The sequence below is a fragment of the Burkholderia anthina genome (assembly GCF_902498995.1).
In the GTDB taxonomy this organism is placed as follows: Bacteria; Pseudomonadota; Gammaproteobacteria; order Burkholderiales; family Burkholderiaceae; genus Burkholderia; species Burkholderia anthina.
In genome coordinates this window covers 195,925-201,942 of sequence record NZ_CABVLY010000012.1, presented here as the reverse complement: position 1 = coordinate 201,942, position 6,018 = coordinate 195,925, and the positions used below count along the sequence as shown (strand labels likewise).

Sequence of the window (6,018 nt, the reverse complement as noted above, 5' to 3'; positions counted from 1 at the left end):
CGGCAGTGCCGGCGCGGTTTCGTAACGGCTTGCCGACGGCAGCGCGGCCGGTTCGCGCGCGGCCGGGCGCACGGCGCCGCGCGACGGCGCGAGCGCGATGCCGCCCGTGACGCGCCAGCTCGACACGACCGACTTCATCTGGCGCGTCTGCTCCTCGAGCGACGCCGCCGCAGCAGCAGCCTGCTCGACGAGCGCCGCGTTCTGCTGCGTGACCGAATCCATCTGACCGACCGCGCGATTGACCTGCTCGATGCCGGTCGACTGCTCGTCCGATGCGGCGCTGATCTCGCCCATGATGTCGGTGACGCGGCGCACGGCCTGGACGATCTCGTCCATCGTCGAGCCGGCGCGCGCGACGAGCGCCGACCCGCTTTCGACCTTCCCGGCCGAATCGCCGATCAGCTGCTTGATTTCCTTCGCTGCGCTCGCGCTGCGCTGCGCGAGCGAGCGCACTTCGCCCGCGACCACCGCGAAGCCGCGGCCCTGCTCGCCCGCGCGCGCGGCTTCGACCGCCGCGTTCAGCGCGAGGATGTTGGTCTGGAACGCGATGCCCTCGATCGTGCCGATGATGTCGACGACCTTGCCCGAGCTCGCCGCGATGTCCTGCATCGTCGACACGACCTGGCCGACCACCTCGCCGCCCTGCGTCGCGATGTCGGATGCATTCACCGCGAGCTGGCTCGCCTGCCGCGCGTTCTCCGCGTTCTGCCGCACGGTGCCGGTCAGCTGCTCCATGCTCGATGCGGTTTCCTGCAGCGATGCGGCCTGCTCTTCGGTACGTTGCGACAGGTCGGTGTTGCCGGTCGAGATCTCGCGCGCGCCGACGTCGATCGACTCGGTGCCGCGATGCACGGCCTGCACCATCGTCGTCACGGCGTCCTGCATCCGCTTGATGCCGCCGAACAGGCGGCCGATCTCGTTCTTGCTGAACACGTTCACCGGTTGCGTGAGGTCGCCGCCGGCGATGCGCTCGAAGTGCGCGATCGCATCCTCGAGCGGCTTCACGATCAGCCCGCGCAGCGCGAAGCGGATCGCGATCACGACGACGAACGCAATCGCGATGCCGGCCGCGATCAGGCCGATCATCAGCGAGATCTGCGACTGCGTCGTGGCCTGGCGCTCGTTCGCGCGCTTTTGCAGCGATGCGATCACGGCCGACGCGGCCTGGTCGTAGGCGACGAACATCGGGCTGATCCGGGTGTCGGCGACCGCGTGGTACGCGGTCATGTCGCCCGCGCGCGCGGCCGCGAATTCCGGCTCGACGCCTTCCTTCACGAGCGCCGTGTAGCGCGTGGAAAGCGCGTCGACGAGCGCCTGGTCGACACCGGGCTTCGGCGTCGACTGGAACGCCTGCCAGTTCTCGTTCGACTTCGTGTAGAGCACCTGCGCGCGGTCGAGCACCTTGCCGGCCTCGGCCGTGTTGCCGGCCTCGGTCAGCGAACGGAAGCGGTCGAGCGACACGCGTGCGCGCAGCAGGTACGACGACGTATCGTCGAGCGCGTGGATCGCCGGCAGGTCGACGTGCGCGATCTCGTCGAGCGAGCGGCTCGCGTGATTGAGCGCGTAGAGGCCGAGCCCGCCGACCGCGGCAGCCAGGCACACGAGGATGAGTCCGACCGCCGTGAGCGTCGTGCGGATCGACCAGTTATGCAACATTGCGGATTCTCCCGAAGTTCCTGCGCGCGCGGCGCGCTTACGCGCCAATCGCTTCGATCAACGCCATTTCCCGGCTCGACATCAGCTTCTCGATGTCCATCAGGATCAGCATCCGGCCGTCGACCGTGCCGAGGCCCGTCAGGTACTCGGTCGTCAGCGTCGCGCCGAATTCCGGCGCCGGCATGATCTGGTCGGCCTGCAGCGTGAGCACGTCCGACACGCCGTCGACCACCATCCCGACCACGCGATGCGCGACGTTCAGGATGATCACGACGGTCTGGTGGTCGTACTCGACGCGGCCCAGATGGAACTTGATCCGCATGTCGACGATCGGCACGATGATGCCGCGCAGGTTGATCACGCCCTTGATGAAATCCGGCGCGTTCGCGATGCGCGTGACGCTCTCGTAGCCGCGGATTTCCTGCACCTTCAGGATGTCGATCCCGTATTCCTCGTCGCCGAGCGTGAACACGAGGAATTCCTGGCCCGTCGCATCGCCTTGCCCGGCGTCGCGGCGGCTGCTGGCCGCGTTCGCCGCGGCCGGATTGATCATTTGGACTTCAGCAGACACGTTTGCCCCCGATGGGTTGAATGGCGAGAGTCAGAAGATCGCGAGCTCGGCGCCGGCTCGGGCGCCGTGCATCGCACGGGTTTCGCGGTTCAGCGCCGCGACGTCGACGATCAGCGCGACGCTGCCGTCGCCCAGGATGGTCGCCGCCGAGATGCCGTGCACCTTGCGGTAGTTGGTTTCGAGGTTCTTCACGACCACCTGCTGCTGGCCGACCAGCTCGTCGATCAGCATCGCGAAGCGGCGCCCCTCGGTTTCCATGATCGTGACGATCCCCTGGGTCGGGTCGGTGCGCGCGTCCTCGACCGAGAACACTTCGTGCAGCGCGACGAGCGGCAGGTATTCGCCGCGCACGCGCACCACGCGCTCGCCGTTGCCGACCGTGTAGATGTCGTCGATCGACGGCTGCAGCGACTCCATCACGAAGTTCAGCGGCAGGATGAAGATCTCGCCGCCGACCTTCACCGACATCCCGTCGAGGATCGCGAGCGTGAGCGGCAGCACGATCCGCGTGGTCGTGCCGCGGCCGGCCTGCGACGTGATTTCGACGTGACCGCCCATCGACTGGATGTTGCGCTTCACGACGTCCATCCCGACGCCGCGGCCCGACACGTCGGTCACCGTCTCGGCGGTCGAGAAGCCCGGCGCGAAGATCAGGTTCCACACCTCTTCGTCGCTGATGCTGTCGGGCACCTGCATGCCCTGTTTCGCGGCTTTCGCGAGAATGCGTTCGCGGTTCAGGCCCGCGCCGTCGTCGCTGACTTCGATCACGATGTTGCCGCCGTGATGCGCGGCCGACAGCACGAGCTGGCCGACCGCATCCTTGCCGGCGGCCACGCGCTTGTCGACCGTCTCGATCCCGTGGTCGAGGCTGTTGCGCACGAGATGCGTGAGCGGATCGATGATCCGCTCGATCAGGCTCTTGTCGAGCTCGGTCGCCTGGCCGAACGTGACGAGCTCGACCTGCTTGCCGAGCTTGCCGGCGAGGTCGCGCACGAGCCGCGGGAAGCGGCTGAACACGTAGTCCATCGGCATCATCCGGATCGACATCACCGCTTCCTGCAGGTCGCGCGCGTTGCGCTCGAGCTGCGCCATGCCGTTGAACAGGCGATCGTGCAGCGCCGGATCGAACGCGCTGGCCGTTTCCGCCAGCATCGCTTGCGTGATCACGAGCTCGCCGACGAGGTTGATCAGCTGGTCGACCTTCTCGACGCCCACGCGGATCGAACTGCCTTCGGCGCCCGATGCGGCCGCGGCGGCCGGGCGCGCGCGCTTGTCGTCGTGGTGCGCGGCGGCCGATGCGGCGGGTTCCGCGTGCGGTGCCGGTTGTGCCGGTTGTGCCGACTGCACCGGCTCCGCGGCGGCGGGCGCCGGCGATTGCGGCACGGCGGCGGCCGGTGCGAACACCTCGACCCGCGCGGCGGGTTCGGACGCTACGGCCTCGGCCGGCGCTGCGGCGGGTGCGGCCGGCGCGGTGCCGCGTGCAACGCGGATTTGGCTGTCGTCGATCACGAAGCAGCACACGGCGACGATATCGTCGGACGGCACGTCCGATTCGAGCCACAGCGTCAGGTCGCCCCCCGCTTCCTCGCGGCCGACGATCACGCCGAGATTGCCGAGCTCTTCGGTAAGCAGCGCCTGGTCTTTCGCGTCGACGCCCTTCAGCGTGATCTTCAGGTGCGGGCCGTCTTCGGCGGCGCCGGCGGCATCGATCGTGTCGGCCGCCGGATGCGCGGCCGCGACGGCCTGCTCGACCACGTGATCGGGCGCGCCACCGGTGACGGCCGGCGCCGGTGCCGATGCCGGTGCGACCGCAGCGACGGCGGGCGCGGCCGGCGCCGCACCGGATGCCCCCGCGCCGCTCTCGGCCTTCAGCCGTTCGAGCTTCGCGCAGATCGCCGCGGCAGCCGCCGCGTCCGGTTCGGCGCTCGCCCGATAGTCGACGAGCTGGTCGGACAGCACGTCCTTGGTCTCGAGGAACGCGTCGACCATTTCCTTGGTCAGCGTCAGCTCATGGTTGCGCGCGCGGTCGAGCAGCGATTCGAGGATGTGCGTCGTCTCGGTCAGCGCGGAAAAGCCGAACGTCGCCGCGCCGCCCTTGATCGAATGCGCGGCGCGGAAGATCGCGGCGAGATCCTCGGGATCGGGCGAGCCGACGTCGAGGTTCAGCAGCAACTGCTCCATCTGCGCGAGCAGCTCGTCCGCTTCGTCGAAAAAGGTCTGGTAGAACTGCGTGATGTCGAGAGTCATGCCCGGTCACCGGTTGGGTTCGTCGCATTCATGTCAGGACGCCGCCGGCTCGGAGAGCGTCGCGACGAGGTCGACCAGCACGGCCGGATCGATCGGCTTTTCGATCCAGCCGGTCGCGCCCGCGTCGCGCGCGGCGTTCTTGAAGGCATCGCTGCCTTCGGTCGTCAGCACGAGGATCGGCGTGTCCGCGTACGCGGTGAGCTTGCGCAGCGCGGCGATCACTTCGAGCCCGTTCTTGCGCGGCATGTTCTGGTCGGTCAGCACCAGGTCGTACGCGACGGTGGCGGCCATGTCGAAGCCGGCTTCGCCGTCCGGCGCCACCGTCACGTCGTAGCCCGCCTGCACAAGCGTCGCCTGCAGCAGCGCACGCATGGTCGCGGAGTCGTCGATGGCGAGAATGGTCCGGATCATGTCAGCCTCCGCGGAGCCGCTCCAGGGTGGCTGACAGCCCCCTCGGGGGGCAGCGGACAAAGTGGGCGTGAGGGTTGTTTCATGCGTGTCTCGGCATCTGGGAAACGTCAGGGTTTCGGCACCACGGCGACGGCGCTCGCGAGCACCGGTCGCGTCGCCGCCGACGGGCCGCCGAGCTGCTGCGCCAGCAGCTTCGAGCCCGCCGCGTCGGCCGACAGCGTCGTGGTCGTCTGGTCGTCGCGCATCAGCGCGTCTTCGGATTTGCGGTTCAGCACGATCACGCTGATCCGGCGGTTTTCCGGATCGAGCGGATCGGCCTTGTTCAGGTTCTGCGTCGATGCAAGGCCGAGCACGCGCATCACCTTCGCCTCGTCCATGCCGCCCGCGATCAGCTCGCGGCGCGACGCGTTCGCACGGTCGGCGGACAACTCCCAGTTGCTGTAGCCGCCTTCGCCGCCCGCGTACGGCACCGCGTCGGTGTGGCCCTGGACGATGATCCGGTTCGGCACGTCGTTCAGCGTCTTGCCGATCTCGCGCAGGATGTCGCGCATGTACGGCTCGACCTGGTCGCTCGACATCGCGAACATCGGCCGCTTCTGCGTATCGACGATCTCGATGCGCAAGCCCATCAGCGTCGAATCGATGCGGATCTGCTGCTTGAACTGGCGCAGCGTCGGGTTCGCCTCGATCGCCGCCATCAGCTTGATCTGCAGGTCGTGCAGGCGCGCCTGCTCGAGCCGCTCGAGCGCACCCTGCGCCTGCGCGCGCGACTGCTCGTCGATCGGCTTCGCGACGCGCTCCGCGAGCGGCGTCGTGCCGTCCGTGCGGCGCAGCGTGCCCGCGTCGAGGCTCGACAGGTCGCGCCCTCCGCCGTTGATGATGCTGGCTTCCTGCGCGCTGCGATCGCCGCTGCCGAACAGCGCGGCCTTCAGCGGCGTGTTGAAGTAGTCGGCGATCCCCTTCAATTGCACCGGCGTGACCGAGCCCAGCAGCCACATCAGCAGGAAGAACGCCATCATCGCGGTCATGAAATCCGCATACGCGAGCTTCCATGCGCCGCCGTGATGGCCCTTCTTCTGCGGCGCCACCCGCTTCACGACGATCGCGCGATCCGTGTTCTTGCTCATCGGGCG

At 68.5% G+C, this 6,018-nt stretch carries 5 protein-coding genes; all 5 read right to left on the bottom strand.

Annotated features, from left to right (window positions below; genetic code table 11):
* On the bottom strand, positions 1 to 1,656 hold a 1,656-nt coding region (locus BME24068_RS17550), incomplete at its 3' end, for a methyl-accepting chemotaxis protein (protein ID WP_174926819.1).
* Positions 1,657 to 1,693: 37 nt separating this feature from the next.
* Entirely contained in the window at positions 1,694 to 2,209 is a 516-nt protein-coding gene (gene cheW, locus BME24068_RS17545) for a chemotaxis protein CheW (RefSeq protein WP_096509044.1), read from the bottom strand.
* Between the two features lie 48 nt (positions 2,210 to 2,257).
* Complete coding sequence (gene cheA / locus BME24068_RS17540; RefSeq protein ID WP_174926818.1) at positions 2,258 to 4,474, bottom strand: chemotaxis protein CheA; 2,217 nt, start codon at positions 4,472 to 4,474, stop codon at positions 2,258 to 2,260.
* Positions 4,475 to 4,507: 33 nt separating this feature from the next.
* Positions 4,508 to 4,885: a response regulator gene (locus BME24068_RS17535; protein ID WP_174926817.1), complete on the bottom strand. Its 378-nt coding sequence runs from the start codon at positions 4,883 to 4,885 to the stop codon at positions 4,508 to 4,510.
* A 107-nt stretch (positions 4,886 to 4,992) separates the two neighbouring features.
* On the bottom strand, positions 4,993 to 6,012 hold the full coding sequence (motB, locus tag BME24068_RS17530) for a flagellar motor protein MotB (RefSeq protein ID WP_174926816.1): 1,020 nt from the start codon (positions 6,010 to 6,012) through the stop codon (positions 4,993 to 4,995).
* Positions 6,013 to 6,018 lie beyond the last annotated feature (6 nt).